The organism is Novosphingobium guangzhouense, assembly GCF_002896965.1.
Classification (GTDB): Bacteria; Pseudomonadota; Alphaproteobacteria; order Sphingomonadales; family Sphingomonadaceae; genus Novosphingobium; species Novosphingobium guangzhouense.
The window spans coordinates 36,403-59,757 of the sequence record NZ_LYMM01000035.1 but is presented as its reverse complement, the minus strand read 5'-3'; the positions used below and the strand labels follow the sequence as shown (position 1 = coordinate 59,757).

Genomic DNA, 23,355 nt, shown 5'->3' with positions numbered 1-23,355 from the left:
TGTCAATCTAAGGGAATCGACAGGACAGGCGGGGGCTTCATGTCGTTCAGGATCGAGGAAATCTACGATGCCGCTTTTGACCGGACCCGGTTCCCGGCACTGATCGAACGCATCGGCAAGGCTGTGGGCGCGCAGGCCGGTTTCATCGGGTGGAGCGATCCCGACAGACAGGTGGGCTTCCAGTTCCAGTTCGGCAACGATCCTGTATGGCTGGACCGTTATGTCCGCACATACGCAGCCAGCGATGTGCTGTTGCCGCACCTGCATGCCATTCCGGAAGGCGTGTGCCGCCCCGCCTGGGATCTGCTTCAGACGCCGCAAGTCAGGGATAGTTCTTTCTACCGCGAATATCTGGCGCCGCAGGGCATCATTGATAATCTGGCGGTCAACCTGATCAAGCGGCCGGGGATCATCGCCAGTCTCGCGCTGTTGCGCCATGCGCCGGCGGAGCGTTACACCGAGGCGGATTGCACCCGGCTGGCAGCGCTGGTCCCGCACTTGCGGCGGGCGATCTACATTCAGAGCCATCTGGTGCGCGCGCAGGAACATGCTGCTGCCGATCGGGCCTTTGCAGGCAGCACGGGCAGCTCCATTCTGCTGCTAAGTGCTGAACAGGTGCTGCTGGAAGCGTCTCCCGTGCTGGTGCCCTTGTTACGGCTGCGGATCGGAGAGTTGCTTGTCGATGGCGTACTTGGCGGCGCCGTGTCGCGGGCGATCACGCAGGGCGAGCCGGTAGCCGTCGAAGTCAGGACGGGTGAGGATAACGCGGCGGCATGCGTCCTGCTTGAAGCGCGCAGGCTGGATATCGAACGCTTCGGAGATCTGGCGGAAGGTCCGGCGGCGGCCTTTGCCGTCCACGTCACGCGGGTGGATCTGCCGCGTGCCATCGCCTTCGACGCGATCGGCAACCTTTACGGGCTGACGGCCACGGAGCTGCGCGTATTGACTGATGCAGTGGATACTGGCGACATTACCGCCATCGGCGATCGTCAGGGCATGGCGCGCGCGACCGCTCGTTCGCACTTGCACCACATCTACGAAAAGACCGGGACGCGCAGTTTCGCGGGACTTTCCAGTCTGGTCCACAGGTTTGGTCGCATCCTGCCGGGCTGAAAAGCTTTGGGACTAAACAGATGATGGATGCGGCCGGCAAAACGCCGGTCTAGTTATCAAGGCGGCATCAGGGGGTGCCGGAAGCGAATTGGTGGGTTCCATGAAGAACGTACCGTTGCCGCGCATCGGTCGGGATGGGGGCATTCCGGCGAGGGGCGGGGTGGTCTTGCCTCGCTCGGGAAGCTGTTCCGCGCCGGCGCCTGCCGCCGGTGAGGCGAAATCCGCAACGCGCGGGTTCGCTGCCTTTGAAGGTGTCATCATGGCAGGCGCGCTTGTCGCTGCAGCGGCCATGTTCATGGCGGCGGCCAGCAATACCTACACGATCACTGGAAAAGCTGCTGCGGCGGCAGGATATCCTTCGGACCCGACGATCGGCGGCCGCTTGCTGGTCGCTCAGGAGCTTGCCGCCGAACGCGAGACGGCAGGGCTTGAGCGCGCAATCGGGTTGCTGGAAGGAGTTACCGCCCAGGCTCCCGGTTTTGCACCGGGGCATGCCGGGTTGGCCGAAGCCTTGATCCTGTCACGAGAGTTCGGCGCAAGAGCGGATGCCGACGCTTTTCGTCAAGCCCGTGCAGCCGCGATGGCAGCCGTGCGGATCGATCCCGATCTGCCATCCGGGCATCGTCTGCTTGGCTTCATATCCTACTGGAAGGATGGCGATTTCGCGCAGGCGCAGAAGCGCTTTGAGCGCGCGCTGGCGCTCGATCCCAACGATGTGCTGTCGCACTTCTGGTATGGCAACATTCTGAGCGATCGTGGCGATCATGGCTCCGCGCTGGCGGAACTGGAACGGGCGCGCACGCTGGACCCCGGTTCGCTGGCCATACGCACCGATCTTGCATGGGCGCAGTGGGCGGCGGGGCAGGATGCGGTCGCCATTCCCGCGCTGCAGGAAATCGCCCGGTCGAACCCAGGCTTTCCGGTGGCGCAGGATTGTCTTGCGATCATCGCCCTCGTGAACGGGGATGACAAAGGCTATGTGGTGCACTTCACCCGTTTCGCCCTTGCGCGGCAGGACAAGCGGCTGATGCGGAAGGCACAGCATCTTGCCGAGGCTGGTCCGGCCCGGTTGCGACGGCTGGTATACGAACAGGCGCTGAGCGATGTGGCCGAGGGATCGCGCGGCCGTGCCTGGCCGGTCCTTGTGGCATCCTTGCGGGGCGACCGAAGGGCGGTGATGCAACTGCTTCAGGCAGCCGAACGCGAGCATGAGGTCTGGGGCGACGCCGCGCTTGTTCCGCGCATCCGTGCGGTCTGGAAGAACGATCGCCGTATCGCCGCCATGATCGACTTGCGCGTGGGCGGGATCAGCCTAGCTTCCCGCTGACGGTATCTGCCCGCCCAGCGCCTGGTACACCTGCACTTGCGCGATGACACGGTTGTAGCGGTTCTGAATAAGGCTGATCCGCGCGCTGCGGGCACGTTCCTGCGCGTCCAGCCAGTCGCGCAGGGGGATGAGGCCAGCGCGGTACTGCCGTTCGTAAAGCCCTTCGGCGTCGACGGCGGCATCGTAGTTCCGGGTGGAGAACTGCGCCTGCCGGACGTACTGCTCCCGCGCGGAAAGCGCGATCTGGGTATCGCGCAGGGCATCGTAGAACGTCTGCCGGAAGTCCTGCACGGCAATGTCGTAGTCTGCCCGCGCAACGCCGGTGGCAAGGCGCACCTTGGCCGGGTTCAGCTCTGCCAGCGACAGCGCGCCGCCAAGGCTGGCAACCGGGTTGGTGAAGAACTTGAGCAGCGATGAACTTGCGGTGCCCAGCGCCCCGGTCAGGCTGAAGGTCGGGTAATAGCTGGCCACGGTCGCATCGCTGGTCGCCAGCGTGGATCGCAGGCGCAGTTCGGCTGCGGCAAGGTCAGGGCGGTTGGCAAGCAAAGATGCAGGCACGCCCGCCGCTATGACCGGAAGGTCGCCCTGCGGCAGTGCCTGCGGTTCCTGTCCATCGTAGTCCTGTTGGGCAAGCAGCGCGGCGATGGTCTTGAGCGCTTCGACGCGGCCCTGAATCAGCTGGGTCTGCGATGCTTCCTGCGATGCCACCGTCTGCTGGGCATCGCGCAGTTCAAGGCGCGAGACGGCGCCCGCATCATACTGTCGCTGCACCAGCTCCAGCGCGCGGCGTACATAGGCAAGGCTCTGTTCGCCCAGCGCGATCTGTTCGTTGGCGTAGGCCAGCTGCCACCATGCCTGCACTGTGGTGCTGACCAGCGCAAGGCGGGTTTCGGCAAGATCCTGCGCGGTCGCCTGCGCTTCCCAGCGGGCAGCATCGGCCTGCGCGTCAAGGCGACCGAACAGGTCGATCTCCCACGATGCGCCCAGCGATGTGGAGCTGCTCTTGTTCCATGCCGAACCGCCTTCCAGCGCCTTGGATGCATCGGATGAAGCGCTGGCAGAGAGGCTGGGCAGCAACGCCTGCCGGGCAAGGTCGGACGACAGCTTCGCACGCTTGAGGCGCAGGCCCGCAGCGGCAAGGTCCGCATTGTCGGCCAGCACGCGATCGACAAGAGCGGTCAGCGCCGCATCGTCGAATTCGTTCCACCACTGTGAACCGACCTTCTGCGGGACACCGGATACGCCTGCGTCCCAGTTGGCGGCGACGGGAACGGCAGGCGCTGCATATTGCGAACGGATCACGCCGCCGCAGCCGGCGGTGAGCGGCAGCAGCGCCAGCACGGCAAGGAGGTGAGGGCGCATCGTCAGTCTCTCGAAAGGGCGTCGACCGGGTCGAGCCGGGCCGCACGGCGCGCGGGCAGGAAGCCGAACACGACGCCGATGAGGGTGGAACACGCGAATGCGGCGACGATTGACGTGGTCGAATAGGCCATCGCGAAGTCGGAGGCGAAGTAGGAAAACACGACGCCCAGCGCCAAAGACAGGCTGACCCCGATGACGCCGCCGATCAGGCAGACGAGGATCGCTTCGATCAGGAACTGCTGGAGAATGTCGGACTGGCGCGCGCCCACGGCCATGCGCACGCCGATCTCGGCGGTACGCTCGGTGACGGAAACGAGCATGATGTTCATCACCCCGATGCCGCCGACGACGAGCGAGATCACCGCGATCGCGGCGACAAGCAGGGTCATCGTCTGCGTGGCGCTGGTGATCGTGGCGCGAATGTCGTCGGAGTTGCTGATGAAGAAGTCGACCGTGCCGTGGCGCTGGGTCAGCAGCTGCGTAACCGCCGCCTCAGCCGCTGATGTGGAAACGTCATCGCTGATGCGCACGGTGATGCTGGAGACGTAGCTCTGGCCCAGCATCCGGCTCATCGCGGTGGTATAGGGGACGTAAGCGGTCAGGCTGTCGCTGCCGCCGAAGCCCTGCTGCTGGGTGCCTACGATGCCGACGATACGCACCGGCACCTTGCCGAGCAGCACGACTTTGCCAAGCGGGTCTTCTCCGTCCGGGAAAAGGGTGTTCTGCGTATTCTCGTCGATCACCGCATCCTGCGCCAGCTGGCGCACCGCCTGCGTATCGAACAGGCTACCCGAACTGAGTGTCAGGCCGCGCACGCGGAAGTAGTCGGCGCCCACGCCGCTGACTTGCGCGGTTGCGGCGACATTGCGGTAGCGCGCGGTGACGCTGGTGGAGACGCTGGGCGTGACGCTGTCGATATAGGACAGCTGGCCAAGCGCCTCTGCATCACTGTCCTTCAGCGTCTGGATCTTGCCCGATCGCATGTCGCCGAAGCTCTTGCCGGGGTAGACGGTCAGCGTGCTGGTGCCGAGCCCGGATATATCGGACAGGATCTTGGCCTGGGAGCCGTTGCCCAGCGCCACCACCGATACCACCGATGCGATGCCGATGATGATGCCCAGCATCGTCAGGAAGGTGCGCAGCTTGTGCGCGGACATCGCCAGAACGGCCATGCGGAACGCTTCGCGGAAGCGGTCGGCCAACTGCCCGAAGCCACTGGCCCCGGTTGGCGTCGGCGCAAGGGCAGATGCGGTCCTGCGCTCTGCAGTGCGGCGGTCGTCGATGATCTCGCCATCGCGTATCTCGATGATCCGCTCGGCATGTTCGGCCACATGCATGTCGTGCGTGACGATGATGACCGTGTGGCCTTCTGCGTGGAGTTCGCCGAGGATCGCCATGACTTCCACGCCGCTGGCGGAATCGAGCGCGCCCGTAGGTTCGTCGGCGAAGATCACCTCGCCGCCGTTCATCAGCGCGCGGGCGATCGAGACGCGCTGCTGCTGGCCGCCGGAAAGCTGGCCGGGGCGGTGCCCGGTGCGCTCTCCAAGGCCAAGACGGGCAAGCAGTTGCGAGGCGCGGGCGGCACGTTCGCCGCGCGGCTTGCCCGCGTAGATGGCCGGAACCTCCACGTTGCCCAGTGCCGAAAGGTCGGTCAGCAGGTGGTAGCGCTGGAAGATGAAGCCGAAATGCTCGCGGCGCAGCGCCGCCAGTTCGTCAGGCTCAAGCCGGGCAGTATCGCGCCCGTTCACCCGGTACGATCCCGAGGTAGCCCGGTCCAGGCAGCCCAGGATGTTCATCAGCGTCGACTTGCCCGAACCGGACTGGCCGACGATCGCCACCATCTCTCCGGCGTTGATCGTCAGGTCGATGTCCTTGAGCGCGGCAAAGACGCCGTCTCCCGACGGATATTCGCGCCGGACGTGCGAGAGCGAAAGGAGCGGGGCGGATTCCATTGCCTGCCTCAGAAGCCCGGCGGTCCCATGCGGCGGCGGCCGCTTGATTCGCTGTCCGCCTTGGCCTCGCCGATGACGACGTTTTCACCTTCCTTGAGGCCGGAAAGCACCTCGACGTTGACGTTGTTGTTGAGGCCGATCTTCACCTTGCGGCTTTCGATCTTCCCGTCATCAGTCTTTACGCGGACGGTGTATGCGCCGTCCTTGTCCTTCGCACCCAATGCGGTTGCGGGGATCGTCAGGGCATTGGCGCGCCGGTCGAGGACGATGGTGACCTTGGCCGTCATCAGCGCACGCAGGCGGTTGTCCTCGTTCGGCACTTCGAACAGGGCATTGTAGTAGATCGCCGTGCTCGACGACGAACTGCTGGAAGAGGAACTGCTGGAGCTGGAGCTGACTTCGTCGACGATCGATTCCGGCGCCGGTTCGATCATCCGCAGCTTGGCTTCGTAGCGCTTGTCGGGGTCGCCCAGGATCGTGAAGTAGACCGGAAGGTCGGGCTTTACATTGATGACGTCTGCCTCGGAGACTTCGGCCTTGATCGTCATCACGTCGAGCTTGGCCAGGATCACGATCGTCGGCGCGGACTGGTTGGCGTTGACCGTCTGCCCCTGCTTGGTGACGACGGCCACGACGACACCGTCCATCGGCGCGGTGATCTTGGTATAGCCCAGCTGGACTTCGGCAGTGTTCACGCTGACGCTGGCGGCGCGGATCTGCGCCAGCAGGGCGTCGTAGCTTGCCTGCGCGGACTGCAGTTCCTGCCGCGCGGTTTCAAAGTCCTGCTGCGACGTTGCTTCGCCGGGGCCAAGGGTTTTCTGGCGGTTGAACGCCAGTTGCGCGCGGGCCAGCGTTGCCTTTGCGGACGCGGCCTGCGCCTGCATGTTGGCAAGGTCTGCGCGCGCGGTTTCAAGGCTGTTCGTCTGGGTGCGCGGGTCGATCAGGCCGATGAGGTCACCCTTGTGGACCACGTCGCCGACGTCGAAGTTCAGATCGTCGAGCCGGCCGGACACCTGTGCGCCCACGCTGACGAGTTCCTTCGGCTCCAGCGTGCCGGTGGCTTCGACCGTGCGTTCCAGCGAACCGCGTGCGACCTTCACGGTCGCGACGTCGGGTTCGGCAGGTCCGGCAAGGAACAGCTTCCAGACGAGAAGGAGGATGCACGCGCCGATAACGACGCCACCGATCACGATACGACGAGTGGTGAACATAGTGCCCCGTATGGCGGCTGGCGGCCAGCTTGTAAGCAGGTTTTTCGTAGCAATGTGTAACCTTTGCGCAAAACCGTGCGACAAATGGGCAGGGCGCGATCTTATCGCCCGCCCGTGCTTCCTCCGCAGCGGCGATGAGTGGGGGCGGAACGGGCGAATAGCCCTGACGGCCTCCGTTTCAGGCCGTAGGCAATCCTTGCGAGCAAAGGCCCGAGCAAGGAGAGGACGATGGACCCCATGGTGCAGCAGATGGTCGACCGCGAGGCGATCCGCGCCTGCGTGGCGCGGCTGGCGCGGGGCGAGGACAGGCGCAGCGCCGATCTGATCCGGTCGTGCTGGTGGCCCGAAGCGCGTTTCGACTACGGGGTCCATAGCGGCGATTTCGACGCCTACCTTTCGTGGGTGGTGCCCGGTGCGGACGCGATCAAGGATACGCAGCACCTGCTTGGCCAGACTTACGTCGAACTTTCGGATGGCACCGCCAAGGCCGAAACCCACGTATTCTCCTATCACCGCGTCGATATGGGCGCGGGCGATCGCGATACCTGCATCGGCGGGCGCTACCTCGATCGCTTCGAAAAGCGCGGCACCGAATGGCGCATCGTCGATCGGGTGATGCTCTACGACTGGGAGCAGGACTGGGGCGCGGCGGCAGACTGGTCGAAAGGCGTGATGGGCTATCCCTTCACCGCCGAACATTTCCCCGGCCGCGCCAAAGGCGATTTCAGCGAAATTTGGTTCACGGGAGAAGCCGCATGAGCGCACCGCTTGCAGGGAAGGTGGCGCTGGTCACCGGGGCCAGTCGGGGGATCGGCAAGGGCATCGCCCTCGTCCTCGCGGAACAGGGAGCGACTGTCTACATCACCGGTCGCACGGTGAAGGAGGGGGACTATTACCTTCCCGGCACTGTCGGTGGCACGGCGGCGGAATGCGATGCGCGCGGTCGTGACAGCGGCGGGCGCGGCGTTGCGGTCGCCTGCGATCATAACGACGATGCCGCTGTGGCCGCGCTGTTCGATCGGATCGCGCAGGAGCAGGGGCGGCTGGACATCCTCGTCAACAATGCCTTCACGATCTCCGACGACCTGCTGGAGCCAAAGGGCTTCTGGGAAAAACCCCTGTCCAACCTTGAGATGTGGGACGTTGGCGTGAAGTCCAACTTCGTTGCCGCCTGGCATGCCGCGAGGATCATGGTGCCGCAAAAGTCGGGGTTGATCGTGGTGATCTCCGGCTATGCGGCGGTGACTTACACATATGGCGTCGTCTTCGGCACGTCCAAGTCCGCCGCAGACCGCATGGCGCGCGACATGGCGATCGAACTGGAGCCGCACGGCGTCGCTTCGCTTACCTTGTGGCAGGGGCTGACGCTTACTGAAAAGGCGAAGGACAACCTTGCCCGCATGGGCGACAGGATGACGACGACGATCACTTCCATGCAGGGCAGCACGGTGGAGCATCCGGGCCGGGTGATCGCCGCTCTGGCTGCGGACCCTGACGTCATGAAGCGCTCGGGTGGAGAGTTCATCACCGCCGAACTGGCCGATGAACTGGGTATCACCGATGTGGACGGCAACACCATCGCATCGGCCCGCGCGCGGCGCGGATCGCCGATCTGGAAGCCGATCGCGGAGGTCGATTACCGTGGCAAGTGACCGCGACGCACGCATGGCCGTGATGCTCGACAAGCACGAGATCCGGGAATGTCTTGAACGCTTCTCACGCGGGATGGATCGTTCGGATCGCGGGATCTACCTTTCGGCTTTCTGGGATGATGCCGAAATGGCGGCCGGGCCATTCGTCGGCACTGCGGCGGATTGCTGGGACTGGGCGGTGCCCATGCATGAGGCGGGGCAGATACTCACGCATCATGCGCTGCTGCAGTCGAACATCGACCTCGATGGCGACACTGCTCATGCCGAAACCTACTACCAGTTCGTCGGCCGCAATCGCGACGAAAGCCTCTGGATCGCGGGTGGCCGCTATGTCGACCGGCTGGAGCGGCGCGGCGGGCAATGGCGTATTGCGTTGCGCACCAATGTGATCGAGTGGGGCTGCCTGCCGCGGCCGATGCCGATCCCGTTTGCCGACGTGCCGGATATTGCGCTCAATGGCGTAACGGCGCGCAGCCCGGAAGATCCGTCCTACCGGCGCCCGCTGATAAACCTGCGCGCGCCGGCAAGGCCCTGATCCGGCTCGGGATCAGCCGAGATAGATCCCGGCAGGATTGCCGGTGACGCCTGCGTCCACTTCGTAGAGCGCGCCATCGAATTCCGAAGCCGGGAGGCCCGTGGAGGCCGAAGTCACGAACATGCGGTCGAGGTTTTCCCCGGCGAAGGCGATGTTGGTGATGCGTTTTGCCGGCAGTTCGATCGATCGATCGCGCGTGCCGTCGGGCGCCAAGCGGCTTATCCGGCCGCCGTCCCAGTGGGCGACCCAGAGAAAGCCTTCGGCGTCCGTGGTCATGCCATCCGGATAGCCGTCCTGCTCGGTGAAGCGGATGAATTCCTGCCGGTCGCCCGCGCCGTTTTCGTCCAGCGCGAAACGATAGATCGTGCGGCGGCCGGAATCGGTATGGTAAAGCCAGTTGCCGCAAGGCGAGAAGGCCGGGCCGTTGGTCACGGTGTAGCCCGTGTCGATGACCTGCCAGTCCCCTTGCGCAGACAGCCGGTAGAACGAGCCGGACACTTCCTCTTCGGCCATGTCCATCGTGCCACACCAGATCGCACCGTGGCGATCGGCCTTTCCGTCGTTCATGCGGTTGCCGGGCAGGTGGGGTTCAGGGTCTGAACGCTCGCCCACGTTCAGCGGGTCGAGCGTGATCGCGGCGACGCCGTCACGAAAGCCGCCGACGAACCCGCCCGATGCGCGCGGCGCCACCCAGCCGAGCGGAGCGGGCATGTCCCACCGCTCGATCCGGCCATCCGCCAGCGTCAGCCGGTTGAGTGCGGGAGCCAGGATATCGACCCAGTAGAACGCGCCGTCACGCGCGCACCACAGCGCGCCTTCGCCAAGGGTATCGCGCACGTCGCGATCGATCTTGCGCCAGAGGGTCATTCGCGTTCTCTCCCGCATTCATGCGTCGTCCCGGAGCTGGTCCGGGACGACGTTTTCCTCAGTGGTTGTCGCGCGGCAGGCCCATGGTCTGGGCGATGCGCTGGTACTTTTCCGATCCTTCGAGGATCGCGCCGGTATCCATCTGGCCGACGAGGGCGCGCTGGATTTCCTGCCAGGGGGTCTGCGAGGCGGGGTACTTGTAGCCGCCTGCGGCCTCCAGCTCGGCGCGGCGTGCGGCCATCTCTTCGTCGGAGATCAGGACGTCGACCTTGCCCTTCTTGAGATCCATGCGCACCCGGTCGCCGGTCCTGAGCAGCGCAAGGCCGCCCATCGCCGCGGCTTCGGGAGACGCGTTGAGGATGGAGGGGCTGCCCGAGGTGCCCGACTGGCGACCGTCGCCGATGCAGGGCAGGGCGCTGACGCCTTCGGTGATCAGGTAGGCAGGCGGACGCATGTTCACGACTTCGGCCGCACCGGGATAGCCGATCGGCCCCGCACCACGCATGAACATCAGCGTGTCGGCAGTGATGCCCATCGCCGGATCGTCGATACGGTGGTGATAGTCCTCGGGACCGTCGAACACGATCGCCGGGCCTTCGAAGGCGTCCGGGTCTTCGGGGTTCGACAGGTAGCGGTCACGGAATTCCTTGGAAATCACGCTGGTCTTCATGATTGCCGCGTCGAACAGGTTGCCCGACAGGACCAGGAAGCCCGCTTCCTCGACCAGCGGGTTGTCGAAGGTCTTGATGACCTTGTCGTCCTCGATCGTGGCGTCGCGGCAGTTGTCGCCCATGGTCTTGCCGTTGACGGTAAGGGCGCTCTCCTTGATGAGCCCCTGGCCGATCAGCTGCGCGACGACGGCGGGCACGCCGCCTGCGTGATAGTAATCCTCGCCCAGATATTCACCGGCGGGCTGCAGGTTCACCAGCAGCGGGATCTTGTGGCCAAGGCGCTCCCAGTCCTTCAGCGGCAGGTCCACGCCGATGTGGCGGGCCAGCGCGGCAAGGTGGATCGGCGCGTTGGTCGATCCGCCGATGGCGGCATTGACGACGATGGCGTTGTGGAAGGCGTCAAGCGTCAGGATGTCCGAGGGCTTGAGGTCTTCGCGGACCATGTCCACGATGCGCTTGCCGGTGTGATAGGCGCATTCCTGGCGATCGCGGTAAGGCGCGGGGATCGCGGCGGAGCCGGGCAGCATCATGCCCAGGGCTTCGGCCAGCGAGTTCATCGTGGTCGCCGTGCCCATGGTGTTGCAGTAGCCGGTCGAAGGCGCCGAGGACGCGACGAGCTTGATGAAGCCGTCCGCGTCCAGTTCACCTGCCGCCATCATCTGGCGGCCCTTCCACACGATCGTGCCCGATCCGGTGCGTTCACCCTTGTGCCAGCCGTTGAGCATCGGGCCGACCGACAGTGCGATCGCCGGGATGTTCACGGTCGCGGCGGCCATCAGCATCGCCGGGGTCGTCTTGTCGCAGCCTGTGGTCAGCACCACGCCGTCGAGCGGGTAGCCGTAAAGCGCTTCGACAAGGCCGAGGTACGACAGGTTACGGTCAAGCCCGGCGGTGGGACGCTTGCCGGTTTCCTGGATCGGGTGCACCGGGAATTCCAGCGCGATGCCGCCCATCTCGCGGATGCCTTCGCGGATACGCTCTGCCAGTACGAGGTGATGGCGGTTGCAGGGCGAAAGGTCGCTGCCCGACTGGGCGATGCCGATGATCGGCTTGCCCGAACGCAGTTCCTCAAGGCTGAGGCCGAAGTTCAGGTAACGCTCCAGGTAGAGCGAGGTCATGTCGATGTTGTCGGGGTTGTCGAACCAGGCGCGAGAACGCAGCTTGGGAGTCTTCTGTTCGGTCATGGTTGTTTTCTGGTCCGGTTCAGCGCGGAGACGTGGTGACGCGGTAGATCATGACATGCTTGTACGGCTTGCCGGGATCGACGCGGGTGGAAGGGAAGTTGGCGTGGTTGGGGCTGTCGGGGAACTTTTGCGGTTCCAGCGCGATGCCGTCGCCCATGCGGTAAAGGTGGCCCTGCTTGCCGATGAACGTACCGTCGAGGAAGTTGCCGGAGTAGAACTGGACGCCGGGTTCGGTCGTCAGCACTTCCAGCACGCGGCCCGAAACCGGGTCTTCCAGGCGCGCAGCAAGTTCGGGGGTCTTCGTCTGGCCCTTGTCGAGCGCGAAGTTGTGGTCGAAGCCGCGGCCATAGATGATCTGCTGGTCGTTGCCGTCGCGCAGACCCACGGCCACCGGCTTGCCCTTGCGGAAATCGAACGGCGTGCCTTCGACGGGGCGCAGCTCGCCGGTCGGGATCAGCTTTTCGGTGACGGGGGTGTACTTGCTGGCCGGGATGGTAAGCACGTTGGTCATCGCATCGCGCGTCGATCCTTCGCCCGCCATGTTGAAGATGGCGTGGTTGGTCATGTTGAGCACGGTCGGCTTGTCGGTCGTCGCGTCGAACACGATCTGCAGGTTGCCGGTTTCGTCGAGCGAGTAGGTGACCTTGGCCTTCACGGTGCCGGGATAGCCGGAATCGCCGTCCGGGCTGACCAGCGAGAATACCGCCGTTGCCACCTTGCCCGATTTCACCGAATCGAGCTTCCAGTTCTGCACGTCGAAGCCCTTGCCGCCGCCGTGGAGCGACTGGCCATGGTCATTGCCGGGAAGCTGGTAGGACTTGCCGTCTAGCGTGAACTTGCCTTCGCCGATGCGGTTGCCATAGCGGCCGATGGTGGCGCCCCAGTAATTGGGCCGCGCTTCGAAATCGGAGAGCTTGTCATACGCTACGAGCACGTCGGCGGTCTTGCCGTCGCGGTCGGGCGCGTTCAGCTTCCACAGCGTTGCGCCGAATGTCAGGATCGTGGCGGAGACGCCGTTGCCTGCCGTCAGCGTCACCGCGGTGACTTCGCTGCCGTCGGACAGCTTGCCCGCGCTTGCCTGAGTGGCTTCCGTGGCCAGCGTGGGCGTTGCGGTCAGAACCGCCGCCGAAGCCGCTGCCATCAGAAAAACCTTGCCCGGATTCCTCATTCCCTTAGCTCCCGCGTGTCGGTGAGATTTCGATTCTTGTGTGAAGACGCGCCCCATTGACGGCGTCGCTTCGCGCATATAGTCCGACAAATAGAAAGAGCGCAAGCCGGTTTGCCGCATGAGCCGATCCGCCGGGTGCGCTAACGAGAGGAATGTCATGCCCCCTGTGGTTTCATCCACCGACGCCCCCGTGGTTCACTTGCATCCGGCAAGCGTGCGCTATGGTCCCGCGCTTACGCTGCTCGCCAGCCTGTTCTTCATGTGGGGCTTCATCACTGTCATCAACAATACGCTGTTGCCCCACCTGCGCAGCGTATTCGAGCTGAGCTATACCCAGACGACGCTGATCGAATCGGTGTGGTTCATCGCCTATTTCGTGGCGTCGATCCCGTCGGCCAAGCTGATCGAGCGGATCGGCTATCAGAAGTCGCTGGTCGTCGGTCTGCTGATCATGGCGGCCGGTGCATGCGGCATGATGCTGGCTGCCAGCATCCCGTCGTATGGCGTCACGCTGGTCATGCTCTTCGTCATCGCCAGTGGCATCACGCTGCTGCAGGTCGCGGCGAACCCCTACGTCGCAGTCGTCGGCAAGCCTGAAACCGCGTCCTCGCGCCTTAATCTGGTGCAGGCGCTGAACTCGGCCGGTACCATGCTGGCGCCGCTCTTCGGTGCGTACCTCATCCTCGGTCGTTCCAAGGGCGGTACGGCAACGGCGGGCACCGTGCTTACCGAAGCCGAACGCATGGCGGACGCCCATTCGGTGATCCTGCCTTACGCGCTCGTCGCGGTGGTTCTGGTAATCCTTGCCGTGATCATCGCCAAGTTCCCGCTGCCCGCGATGGGCTCGGCCGGTTCGCGCGCCGCCAAGGAAGAGCGCAAGCACCTCTCGCTCTGGAACCACCGCAACCTGGTGTTCGGTGTGCCCGCGATCTTCATCTACCTGATCGCGGAAATCGGCGTCGCCAACCTCTTCGTGAACTTCGTCAGCCAGCCTGACATCGCCAACCTGACGCATGAACAGGCGGGCAAGTACCTCAGCTTCCTGTGGGGCGGCATGATGGTCGGCCGCTTTGTCGGCTCGGCGGTGATGCAGCGCTTCGATGCAGGCAAGGTGCTGGCGTTCTTCTCGATCGGCGCGTTCGTGGTGATGATGGTCACCGTCTTCGCCCATGGTCCGGTCGCAATGTGGTCGCTGATCCTCGTCGGCCTGTTCCACTCGATCATGTTCCCGACGATCTTCACGCTCGGCATCAAGGGTCTTGGCCCGCTGACCGAAGAAGGTTCGGGCCTGCTCGTCATGGCGATCGCCGGCGGTGCGCTCGTGGTGGTGCAGGGCTGGCTGGCCGACAACTACGGTCTGCAGACTTCATTCCTGCTGACCGCGGCATGCGAACTCTACGTGCTGTTCTACGCGCTGTGGGGCAGCAAGCCGACCAATGCGGTGGCGGCCCCGGAAGCCACTTTCGAATAACCGGTAGCACATAACGAAAAAGGCCCCGGCGAGCGATCGCCGGGGCCTTTTTTGTTTCTGGGGGTGGTGGAAGGGCTGGCTGCCGCCCCAGCCTCGGCTGATCAGTCTTCCATTGAGCTGCGTGTATCTTCAAGCGCCAGATCCACCAGCACGTTCATCGCCTCCGCCGCTGCATTGGCATCCCCTGCGGCGATGGCGTCATAGACCTTCACGTGATCGGGGATCGGGTTGCGGGGCAGGGCGCGGGCGCGTTGCTTGAACTGGGTGGTCCAGTTCACCGCCGCGCCGATCGAGGCGCTGAGCGTCAGGAGCGCGTCATTGCGGGTCGCCTGCAGGATCGACTTGTGGAAATCGCGGTCTGCGGCGCGGCCTGCCTCTGTCGTCAGGGTGTGGCGACGCATGGCGGTGAGGGCGTCCTTCATCGTCTTGAGGTCTGCCTTGTCGCGGCGCAGCGCGGCGAGGCGGGCGGCGGCCGGTTCAACGATGGCGCGCAGTTCGAACAGGCTGCGCACGAATTCGATGTCCGGCTCACCCGCAAAGGCCCAGCCGAGCACTTCGGGGTCGAGCAGGTTCCAGCGATCGCGCGGCAGCACACGGGTGCCGGCCTTTGGGCGGCTTGCGACAAGGCCCTTGGCGGTCAACACCTGTATCGCCTCGCGGTAGGCGCTGCGGGATACCTGGAGTTCTTCTGCAAAGGCGACTTCGCCGGAAAGAATGTCTCCGGGCGCGTATTTGCCTGACAAGATCGCCGTGCCCAGCTTGTGTGCGATGGCTCCGTGCAGCCGCCGTCCAGGGCCGCGGGCTTCTTCGGCCAGCTTTGCATTCGCTTCGGTAGTCGTCAAATCGGCATCTGTCACAGGTATGGGCTCCTCCCTGGATGAAACTAACAGCGGTTTGCGCGAGAAGGAACGACAAACATTGCGTTTCGCTCGCACAGGAAATATGTCGGAGTAAATAGGGAGATCCCAATGACTGAATTTCGTTCCATCGTCGCCGCTACCGGTGAAGCTCAGGGTGAGCCTTTCGCCATCAGCACCACCGCGGATGTGGCGGCTGCCTGCGCCGCTGCGGCTGCCGCGTTCGACACGTACCGTGCCACCGACCGCGAAACGCGCGCGTCCTTCCTTGAGCGAATCGCTGACGAGATCATGGCGATCGGCGAGCCGCTGATCGAAGCCTACATGGCCGAAAGCGGCCTGCCGCGCGGTCGTGGTGAAGGTGAACGTGGTCGCACCTGCGGTCAGCTGCGCATGTTCGCGGATGTAGTTCGCAAGGGCCAGTGGATGCAGCTGCGCATCGACCCCGCCATGCCCGATCGCGCACCGCTGCCGCGCCCGGACCTGCGCCTGCGCATGATCCCGGTCGGTCCGGTTGCGGTGTTCGGTGCGTCGAACTTCCCGCTCGCGTTCTCGACCGCCGGTGGCGACACGGCTTCGGCGCTGGCCGCTGGTTGCCCCGTCGTCGTCAAGGGGCATCCGGCCCACCCGATCACCGGCTCGCTGATCGCCGCTGCCATCACCAAGGCGGTGAAGGACGCCGGTCTGCCCGAGGGCGTGTTCCAGCACCTCGTCGGCCCGTCGACCGATCTGGGCGCCGCGCTTGTGCAGGATCCGCGCATCATGGCGGTGGGCTTCACTGGCTCGCGCGGTGGTGGTCTGGCGCTGGCGAAGCTGGCCCAGGCGCGCGAAGTGCCGATCCCGGTCTATGCCGAAATGTCCAGCATCAACCCTGTCCTGCTGCTGCCCGAAGCGCTCAAGGCGCGCGGTGAGGCACTGGGCACCGCCTTCGTCGGTTCGCTGACGATGGGCGCGGGCCAGTTCTGCACCAACCCCGGTCTGATCCTTGCCATTGAAGGTGAGGGGCTCGACGCCTTCGTTGCGGCCGCCACCACCGGCGTGTCGCAAGCCAAGCCGCAGACCATGCTCACCACCGGCATCGCCGCCGCCTATGCCAAGGGCGTGGCCACGCTCGAAGCTCTGCCCGGCGTAGAAACGCTGGCCAAGGGTGAAGAAGGCAGCACCACCACCGGCGGCGCGATCCTGTTCCAGACCACGGCGTCGCAGTTCCTGGCCGACAAGGCCGCGGGCGACGAAGTGTTCGGCGCATCCTCCGTCATCGTGCGCTGCAAGGACGAAGCTGAACTGCTGACCGTCCTCGAAGGTCTTGAAGGCCAGCTTACCGCGACCCTGCACATGGACGATGCCGATGAAGGCTCTGCTGCGCGCGTTCTGCCGGTGCTGGAGCGCAAGGTTGGCCGCATCCTCGTCAACGGCTGGCCCACCGGCGTCGAAGTGTGCCACGCGATGGTGCATGGCGGCCCGTTCCCCTCGACTTCCGATCCGCGCACCACGTCGGTCGGCAGCATGGCGATCGACCGCTACCTGCGTCCGGTCAGCTACCAGAACTTTGCGCAGGGCCTGCTTCCGGCCGAACTGCGCGACACCGCTTTCGGTGACGGCGCCCCGCGCCTGATCGACGGCACGCTTACCATCAACTGATCCAGCCATCCGGGCGGCGCGTCTCCAAGAAGGGCGCGCCGTCACAGGGCCAAGTGCCCTCAGGGAGAGTTTCCATGACCTACCTCCGCCTGCTCCAGCACCTGAGCGCCGACGGCGTTCGTTCCGTCATCCTTGCCGACGGCGATGCCGCGCATTTCCTGCCGGGCGTCGCTTCGGTGCGTGAGCTTGCGCTGGGCGCCATCGCCGCCGGGCAGACGCTGGCCGACGCTGCGAAAGATGCCGGGCAGGGCGAAGCGGTCGACATCGCGGCCGAGTTCGCCGCGGGCCGCCTGCTTGCTCCGATCGACCATGAGGACGGCGCACACCTGCTGCTCGCGGGCACCGGCCTGACGCACCTGGGTTCGGCCGAGGGCCGCGACAAGATGCACAAGGCGGCCGCATCGGGCGAGCATGTGACCGATTCCATGCGCATGTTCCTTGAAGGTCTGGAAGGCGGCAAGCCTGCAGCGGGCGAAGTCGGCCAGCAGCCGGAATGGTTCTACAAGGGCGATGGCTCGCAGCTGGTCGGCCCGACCGACGACCTTGAAATGCCTGCCTTCGCCAAGGACGGCGGCGAGGAACCGGAACTGGCCGGCATCTACCTGATCGGCGAGGACGGCACCGCGTATCGCCTGGGTCTGGCGCTTGCCAACGAATATTCGGATCATGTCACCGAACGTCACAACTACCTTTGGTTGGCCCACTCCAAGCTGCGTCAGGCAGCGCTTGGCCCGGAACTGCTGCTGGGCACGCCGCCTTCGCACATCGAAGGCACCAGCAAGGTCATCCGTGGTGGCGAGACGATCTGGGAAAAGCCCTTCCTTTCGGGTGAGGGCAACATGTCGCACACGTTCGCCAACCTTGAGCACCACCACTTCAAGTACGACCTGTTCCGTCGCCCCGGCGACGTGCATGTCCACTTCTTCGGCACCGCGACGCTTTCTTTCGCGGACGGCGTGCAGACCGAGGAAGGCGACGTGTTCGAGATTTCGGCCGCGCCTTTCACGCTGCCGGTTGCGAACCGCCTTGTCCGCGTGCCTGAGCGCGCGTTCGCGGTGAAGGCAATCTGATCGATGGATCCGATCCGCATTGCGGTGGTGGGCGTGGGCAAGATCGCCCGCGACCAGCACCTGCCGGCGATTGCCGGGAACAGCGCGTTCAGCCTTGCCGCCACGGTCAGCCCGCATGATCCGGGTGTCGAGGGCGTGCCGCACGCCAGGAGCCTTGAAGAACTGATCGAGCGCGGTCCGGCGGTCGATGCGGTGGCGCTCTGCACGCCGCCGCAGGTTCGCTATGACCTTGCCGTGCAGGCGCTGCGCAAGGGCATGCACGTATTCCTCGAAAAGCCGCCCGGCGCGACGCTGGGCGAAGTGGGGGCGCTGTCCAGCCGGGCTGATAAAGTCGGCGCGACGCTGTTCGCCGCCTGGCATTCGCGCTTCGCGGCGGGCGTCGCGCCTGCGCGGGCATGGCTTGCCGAACGGCGGATCGACAGCGTTTCGATCGTCTGGCGCGAAGACGTGCGGGTGTGGCATCCGGGGCAGGCATGGATCTGGGAGCCGGGCGGCCTCGGCGTGTTCGATCCCGGTATCAACGCGCTCTCCATCGCCACGCACATCCTGCCCCGGCAGATGTTCCTGCAGTCGGCCACGCTGGAGATTCCGGCCAACCGCGCTGCGCCGATCGGCGCGGACATCCAGTTCCGCGACACTGCCGGCGCGCCGATCCACATGGACCTCGACTGGCGCCAGACCGGCCCCCAGTCGTGGGACATCATCGTCGAGACGGATGCCGGCACGCTGAAGCTGTCCAACGGCGGCGCTGTGCTGACCCTGCCGAGCGGCGTCGAGCACAACGAGGATTTGGAATATCCGGGCCTCTATGCGCGCTTCGCCACGCTGATCCGCGGCGGTCGCAGCGACGTGGATGTGGCACCGTTCCGCCTTGTGGCCGATGCGTTCCTGCGCGGCCACCGCAAGATCGTTGAAGAATTCCACGACTGACCGATCCTTGGCGCGGTCTGAAGAGATTGCGCCAACCCTTTGTTTCTAAACACTCCCAGGCCAACGGCGATCGCGCCCGGCCTGGGAATGCTCCTTGGGAGGGGACTGACATGACCAAGTTGTTCCGCCGTACCTCGCTTGCCATGCTGATGGCCGCGACGGTGCTTTCCGCGCCTCTGAGCCAGACGGCATATGCCGACACCAACGGCCAGCCCACCACCGCCACGATCGAGGGTGACAAGCCCGGCCCGGTCTACAACAAGGACGTCTTCACCCAGTTCGCCGAGCATCTGGGCGAAGGCATCTACGGCGGCCTGTGGGTCGGCAAGAACAGCAAGATCCCCAACACCAACGGCTTCCGCAACGACGTCGTCAAGGCGCTCAGGGATCTGTCGGTGCCGGTGATCCGCTGGCCGGGTGGCTGCTTCGCCGACGAATACAACTGGCGCGAGGGTATCGGCCCGCAGGCCAAGCGCCCGGTCAAGATCAACACCCACTGGGGCGGCGTGACCGAACCCAACACGGTAGGCACGCACGAGTTCTTCGAACTGGTCCGCCAGGTCGGCGCAGAGGCTTATGTCGCCGGCAACGTCGGCACCGCGACCCCGCGCGAGATGGCCGAATGGGTCGAATACATGACTTCGCCCGCCGGTTCGCTGGCCAATGAGCGCGCGAAGAACGGTCACAAGGAACCCTGGAAGGTCAAGTATTTCGGCGTCGGTAACGAGCTGTGGGGCTGCGGCGGCAACATGCGCCCCGAGTTCGCCGCGGACGAAACGCGCCGTTACGCCACTTTCGTCAAGGCGCCTGCGGACACCAAGATCCTGAAGGTCGCGGCCGGTGCCAATGTCGACGACTACAACTGGACCGAGACGATGATGCGCGTCGCGGCGAACCAGCTGGATGGCGTTTCGCTGCACTATTACGTCCACCCCGCTGGTGGTTGGCCGCCGCGCGCGCCTGCCGTCAACTTCGACGAGCATGGCTGGGCCGATGCGCTGAACGGCGCGCGGCACATGGACGAGCTGATCACGAAGCACTCGGCCATCATGGACAAGTACGATCCCGCCAAGCGCGTCTTTCTTGCGGTGGACGAATGGGGTTCGTGGTACGCTCAGGACGAGGGTACGCACCCCGGATTCCTGCGCCAGCAGAACACCTTGCGTGATGCGCTGATCGCCTCCATCCACCTCGATATCTTCGCCAAGCATGCCGATCGCGTGCGCATGACGGCCATCGCGCAAATGGTGAACGTGCTGCAGGCGATGATCTTCACCGAGGGCAGCAAGATGGTGCTGACCCCGACCTACCACGTCTTCGAGATGTACAAGCCCTGGCAGGACGCCACCGTGCTGCCGCTGGAGATCAAGTCTCCTTGGTATTCGAAGGACGAATTCACCATGCCCGCCGTCAGCGGCTCGGCGGTGAAGGCGAAGGACGGCAAGGTGCATGTTGCGCTGTCGAACCTCGATCCCAACCAGTCGAACACGGTGACGATCAAGCTTGACGGCGTCAGCGCATCGGCGGTTGCCGGCCGGATTCTCACGGCTTCGGCGATCAATTCGCATAACACCTTCGACGCGCCCGACGTGGTCAAGCCCGCTGCCTTCTCCGGCGCAAGCGTGCAGGGCGGCCAGTTGGTCGTGACGTTGCCCGCGAAGTCGGTCGTGGTGCTGGAACTGAACTGATGAAGGCGGCCTTCCTCAGTCTCGCGGCGCTGGCTCTTGCCGGTTCCGCGAGCGCGCAGCAGGTCGGCGAAAAGGGTGCCGGAACGCTGAATTCCCAGCTTTCCGGCGACCTTGTCGTCCATGACCCGGTGATCATCCGCGAGGGGGACACGTATTACGTGTTCAGCACCGTGGGCAAGTATATCGGGATCAAGACTTCGACGGACCTCAAGGTCTGGAAGGACGCGGGCTCGGTGTTCTCTGAAATTCCGGCACGGGCGAAAGACGCGGTTCCGGGAACCGAAGGCATCTGGGCGCCGGATATTTCCTATGTGAATGGCGAATACCGCCTGTACTATTCGGTCTCGACCTTCGGGTCGAACCGCTCCGCAATCGGCCTGGCTACAACCAAGACACTGGGCGCAAAGGCGAAATGGCAAGATCACGGGCTTGTCGTCATGTCCACCAAGGACGATGATTTCAACGCCATCGATCCCAACTTCGTGGTCGATGCGCAAGGGCGCCAGTGGCTGTCGCTAGGCAGTTTCTGGAGCGGGCTCAAGCTGTTCCCGCTCGATGCGAAGACCGGAAAGGTCGTTCCCGGCACGGAGCCGTACTCCATCGCCCGCCGCCGCGCGCCTGCGGGAGCGGCGGCGCCGGTCGAGGCGCCGTTCATCTTGTCCCACGGTGGCTGGTACTTCCTGATCGCGTCCTATGACTATTGCTGCAAGGGCGTGAACAGCACGTATTACACTGTCGTCGGCCGTTCGAAGAAGATCACAGGGCCTTTCCTCGGCCGTGACGGCAGTTCCATGATGGAGGGCGAGGGCACCATCCTGCTGCGCTCGGACCTTCAGGAAAAGCAGCGTTTCCGCGGCCCCGGCCATGCGGGCGCGTTCACCGACAAGGACGGCACGACCTACATCGTCTACCATGCTTACGACAAGGAGGCCGATGGCCGCCCCACGCTGCGCATTGCGCCGCTGCGCTGGGATGCGGACGGCTGGCCCGTCGCCGATTATTGACCACACCCACCTGACGGCGCTCCGGCCCTTGCAAAAGAAGGCCGGAGCGTCCTTTTTCAGTGTGGCACCTGACGATACCCAAACGACACCTAACGCTACCCCAAGCGTACCAGAACCTCCGGAGAGGCCATGATGAACTTCCCCCTGTCGCGCCGCAGTTTCGCCACTGCCGCATCGCTGCTCCCCATCGCCTGCTCCGCGCCCGGCAAGACCGTGCTTGGCGGATCGAAGGCGCCGGAAGCCCCCGTGGCGAGCAACCCGCTCATCCGTCAGCGGGCCGACACCCAGATCTTCCGCCACGACGATGGCTGGTACTATGCTATGGGTTCGGTGCCCGAATATGATCGCCTTGCGCTGCGCCGTTCGAAGACGCTGGCCGGGCTTGCCGACGCTGAAGAGCGTGTGCTGTGGCGGCATGAGCCGAGTGGGCCGATGTCCGGCTTCCTTTGGGCGCCCGAACTGCATTACGTCGACGGCAGGTGGATCGTTTATTTCGCCGCCGGCCCCAGCGGCGGCGGCGAGGACGTGTTCCGCATCCGCACTTTCGCCGTGGTCTGCGACGGGCGCGATCCGATGACCGGAAACTGGTCGGTCCTTGGCGAATTCAAGGCGCCGTGGGACAGCTTCAACCTTGATTCGACGATCTTCACCCATCGCGGCGTACGCTATTTCTCGTGGGCGCAGCGCGAGCCGGGGATCGAGACCAATTCCAATGTCTACATCGCGCCGATGAAGGATGCGCTGACGCTGGCATCGGCGCCCGCCCGGCTGACGGTTCCCACGCTCGACTGGGAAATCCAGGGCTTCAAGGTCAACGAGGGTTCGGCCTTCCTCAACCGCAACGGCCGCCTGTTCATGACCTATTCGGCCAGCGCAACCGATGCGCGCTATTGCATGGGCCTGCTCAGCGTGGACGAGACGGCGAACATCATGGACCCGCGCGCGTGGACCAAGGCGCCCGAGCCGGTGTTCACGACCTGCAAGGAAACCTCGGTCTACGGCCCCGGTCACAACAGCTTCACGGTTGACGAAGAAGGCCGCGACATCCTTGTCTATCACGGGCGCGACTATGAGGCGATCGAGGGTGACCCGCTGTTCAACCCCGACCGCCACACCCGCATCCAGCGTATCTACTACCATGCCAACGGCGTTCCCGATTTCGGCGTGCCGGTAGGCAACGGCGCGCTGCCCGAGCGTTTCATCCCGGCGGTCCACCGCACCGTCCGCATGGCCTGCGACGGCACGAACCTTTCGGTGAGCGACGCCCCGCTGGCGCAGACGCAGTTCCGTTCGATCGAGGCGGGCGAGGGCGTGGTGCAGCTTTCGCCGATCCTCAAGCCCGACCATTGCCTTGTGGCCGCTGCCGACGGATCGGTGACGCTGGCGCCGCGCGCGACGGCCGAAGCCAGCCATTTCCGCCGCGAGGCAGGCCCCGCCAGCGGCACCGTGCGCTTCGCCTCGGTCCCGTTCGAGGGCAGGGCGCTTGCCTATGCGTCGGACAGGCTGGTGCTGGGCGATTCCTACGATGCCAGCGTCGCCTGGCTGGCTGACTGACGGCACGCAACAATCGGACCGCCGCCGCTCGCCCATGAGCGCGGCGGTCCGTGCTTTTTGCCCTTATTGTCTGATTAATTAGCCCCAAGCCGAAGGGC

Annotated in this window: 19 protein-coding genes; 12 read left to right on the top strand and 7 right to left on the bottom strand. The window is 64.8% G+C overall.

Annotation, left to right across the window (positions count from 1 at the left end; genetic code table 11):
• The first annotated feature begins 39 nt into the window (after positions 1-39).
• Together A8V01_RS13070 and A8V01_RS13065 are read left to right on the top strand one after the other, a co-directional pair.
• Positions 40-1,113, top strand: coding sequence for a helix-turn-helix transcriptional regulator (locus A8V01_RS13070; RefSeq protein WP_103096275.1), 1,074 nt, complete (start codon positions 40-42; stop codon positions 1,111-1,113).
• A gap of 259 nt (positions 1,114-1,372) precedes the next feature.
• Complete coding sequence (locus tag A8V01_RS13065; RefSeq protein ID WP_170065916.1) at positions 1,373-2,440, top strand: tetratricopeptide repeat protein; 1,068 nt, start codon at positions 1,373-1,375, stop codon at positions 2,438-2,440.
• Here A8V01_RS13065 and A8V01_RS13060 read toward each other — a convergent pair.
• Genes A8V01_RS13060 through A8V01_RS13050 form a run of 3 tightly spaced genes read right to left on the bottom strand, consistent with a single transcriptional unit; the run spans position 2,426 to position 6,965 of the window.
• Positions 2,426-3,802 carry an efflux transporter outer membrane subunit gene (locus A8V01_RS13060; protein WP_103096273.1) on the bottom strand — a complete coding sequence of 459 codons (1,377 nt, stop codon included), beginning with the start codon at positions 3,800-3,802 and terminating at the stop codon, positions 2,426-2,428. The two genes, A8V01_RS13065 and A8V01_RS13060, sit on opposite strands and share 15 nt — an antisense overlap.
• Before the next feature lie 2 nt (positions 3,803-3,804).
• Positions 3,805-5,754 carry a MacB family efflux pump subunit gene (locus tag A8V01_RS13055; RefSeq protein WP_103096272.1) on the bottom strand — a complete coding sequence of 650 codons (1,950 nt, stop codon included), beginning with the start codon at positions 5,752-5,754 and terminating at the stop codon, positions 3,805-3,807.
• A gap of 8 nt (positions 5,755-5,762) precedes the next feature.
• Positions 5,763-6,965 (bottom strand): efflux RND transporter periplasmic adaptor subunit, encoded by a 1,203-nt coding sequence (locus tag A8V01_RS13050; protein WP_103096271.1) that lies wholly within the window; start codon positions 6,963-6,965, stop codon positions 5,763-5,765.
• 228 nt (positions 6,966-7,193) lie between these two features.
• On the opposite strand from A8V01_RS13050, the gene A8V01_RS13045 reads away from it, so the two are divergent.
• The 3 genes from A8V01_RS13045 to A8V01_RS13035 are packed head-to-tail and all read left to right on the top strand — an operon-like array spanning position 7,194 to position 9,152.
• On the top strand, positions 7,194-7,724 hold the full coding sequence (locus A8V01_RS13045) for a nuclear transport factor 2 family protein (protein WP_103096270.1): 531 nt from the start codon (positions 7,194-7,196) through the stop codon (positions 7,722-7,724).
• Positions 7,721-8,617, top strand: coding sequence for an SDR family NAD(P)-dependent oxidoreductase (locus A8V01_RS13040; protein WP_103096269.1), 897 nt, complete (start codon positions 7,721-7,723; stop codon positions 8,615-8,617). Before A8V01_RS13045 ends, A8V01_RS13040 begins: the two co-directional genes overlap by 4 nt.
• Positions 8,607-9,152 carry a nuclear transport factor 2 family protein gene (locus tag A8V01_RS13035; protein ID WP_170065915.1) on the top strand — a complete coding sequence of 182 codons (546 nt, stop codon included), beginning with the start codon at positions 8,607-8,609 and terminating at the stop codon, positions 9,150-9,152. The genes A8V01_RS13040 and A8V01_RS13035 overlap by 11 nt, the downstream gene beginning before the upstream one ends.
• A gap of 12 nt (positions 9,153-9,164) precedes the next feature.
• Here A8V01_RS13035 and A8V01_RS13030 read toward each other — a convergent pair whose 3' ends face one another.
• The 3 genes from A8V01_RS13030 to A8V01_RS13020 are packed head-to-tail and all read right to left on the bottom strand — an operon-like array spanning position 9,165 to position 13,042.
• On the bottom strand, positions 9,165-10,019 hold the full coding sequence (locus A8V01_RS13030; RefSeq protein WP_103096268.1) for an SMP-30/gluconolactonase/LRE family protein: 855 nt from the start codon (positions 10,017-10,019) through the stop codon (positions 9,165-9,167).
• A gap of 58 nt (positions 10,020-10,077) precedes the next feature.
• The gene (locus A8V01_RS13025; protein ID WP_103096267.1) at positions 10,078-11,874 is read right to left on the bottom strand and encodes an IlvD/Edd family dehydratase; all 1,797 of its coding nucleotides are present in this window, start codon (positions 11,872-11,874) and stop codon (positions 10,078-10,080) included.
• 19 nt (positions 11,875-11,893) lie between these two features.
• A complete protein-coding gene (locus A8V01_RS13020) occupies positions 11,894-13,042 on the bottom strand; it encodes an aldose epimerase family protein (RefSeq protein ID WP_103096266.1) in 1,149 nt (382 codons plus the stop codon).
• Positions 13,043-13,199: 157 nt separating this feature from the next.
• Between A8V01_RS13020 and A8V01_RS13015 the strand changes: the two genes are divergently transcribed.
• Positions 13,200-14,513: a sugar MFS transporter gene (locus A8V01_RS13015; RefSeq protein ID WP_103096265.1), complete on the top strand. Its 1,314-nt coding sequence runs from the start codon at positions 13,200-13,202 to the stop codon at positions 14,511-14,513.
• A 101-nt stretch (positions 14,514-14,614) separates the two neighbouring features.
• On the opposite strand, the gene A8V01_RS13010 is transcribed toward A8V01_RS13015, so the two are convergent.
• Entirely contained in the window at positions 14,615-15,370 is a 756-nt protein-coding gene (locus A8V01_RS13010) for a FadR/GntR family transcriptional regulator (protein ID WP_211295011.1), read from the bottom strand.
• A gap of 111 nt (positions 15,371-15,481) precedes the next feature.
• Here A8V01_RS13010 and A8V01_RS13005 point away from each other — a divergent pair, with 111 nt between their 5' ends.
• From A8V01_RS13005 to A8V01_RS12980, 6 genes are all read left to right on the top strand, one after another.
• Positions 15,482-17,011, top strand: coding sequence for an aldehyde dehydrogenase (NADP(+)) (locus A8V01_RS13005; protein WP_103096264.1), 1,530 nt, complete (start codon positions 15,482-15,484; stop codon positions 17,009-17,011).
• A gap of 74 nt (positions 17,012-17,085) precedes the next feature.
• Entirely contained in the window at positions 17,086-18,081 is a 996-nt protein-coding gene (araD1, locus tag A8V01_RS13000) for an AraD1 family protein (protein ID WP_103096263.1), read from the top strand.
• A gap of 3 nt (positions 18,082-18,084) precedes the next feature.
• Entirely contained in the window at positions 18,085-19,011 is a 927-nt protein-coding gene (locus A8V01_RS12995) for a Gfo/Idh/MocA family protein (RefSeq protein WP_103096262.1), read from the top strand.
• Between the two features lie 110 nt (positions 19,012-19,121).
• Positions 19,122-20,699 carry an alpha-N-arabinofuranosidase gene (locus tag A8V01_RS12990; RefSeq protein ID WP_103096261.1) on the top strand — a complete coding sequence of 526 codons (1,578 nt, stop codon included), beginning with the start codon at positions 19,122-19,124 and terminating at the stop codon, positions 20,697-20,699.
• Positions 20,699-21,703 carry an arabinan endo-1,5-alpha-L-arabinosidase gene (locus A8V01_RS12985; RefSeq protein WP_103096260.1) on the top strand — a complete coding sequence of 335 codons (1,005 nt, stop codon included), beginning with the start codon at positions 20,699-20,701 and terminating at the stop codon, positions 21,701-21,703. Before A8V01_RS12990 ends, A8V01_RS12985 begins: the two co-directional genes overlap by 1 nt.
• Before the next feature lie 132 nt (positions 21,704-21,835).
• Positions 21,836-23,257 carry a glycoside hydrolase family 43 protein gene (locus tag A8V01_RS12980; protein ID WP_103096293.1) on the top strand — a complete coding sequence of 474 codons (1,422 nt, stop codon included), beginning with the start codon at positions 21,836-21,838 and terminating at the stop codon, positions 23,255-23,257.
• Positions 23,258-23,355: the final 98 nt, after the last annotated feature.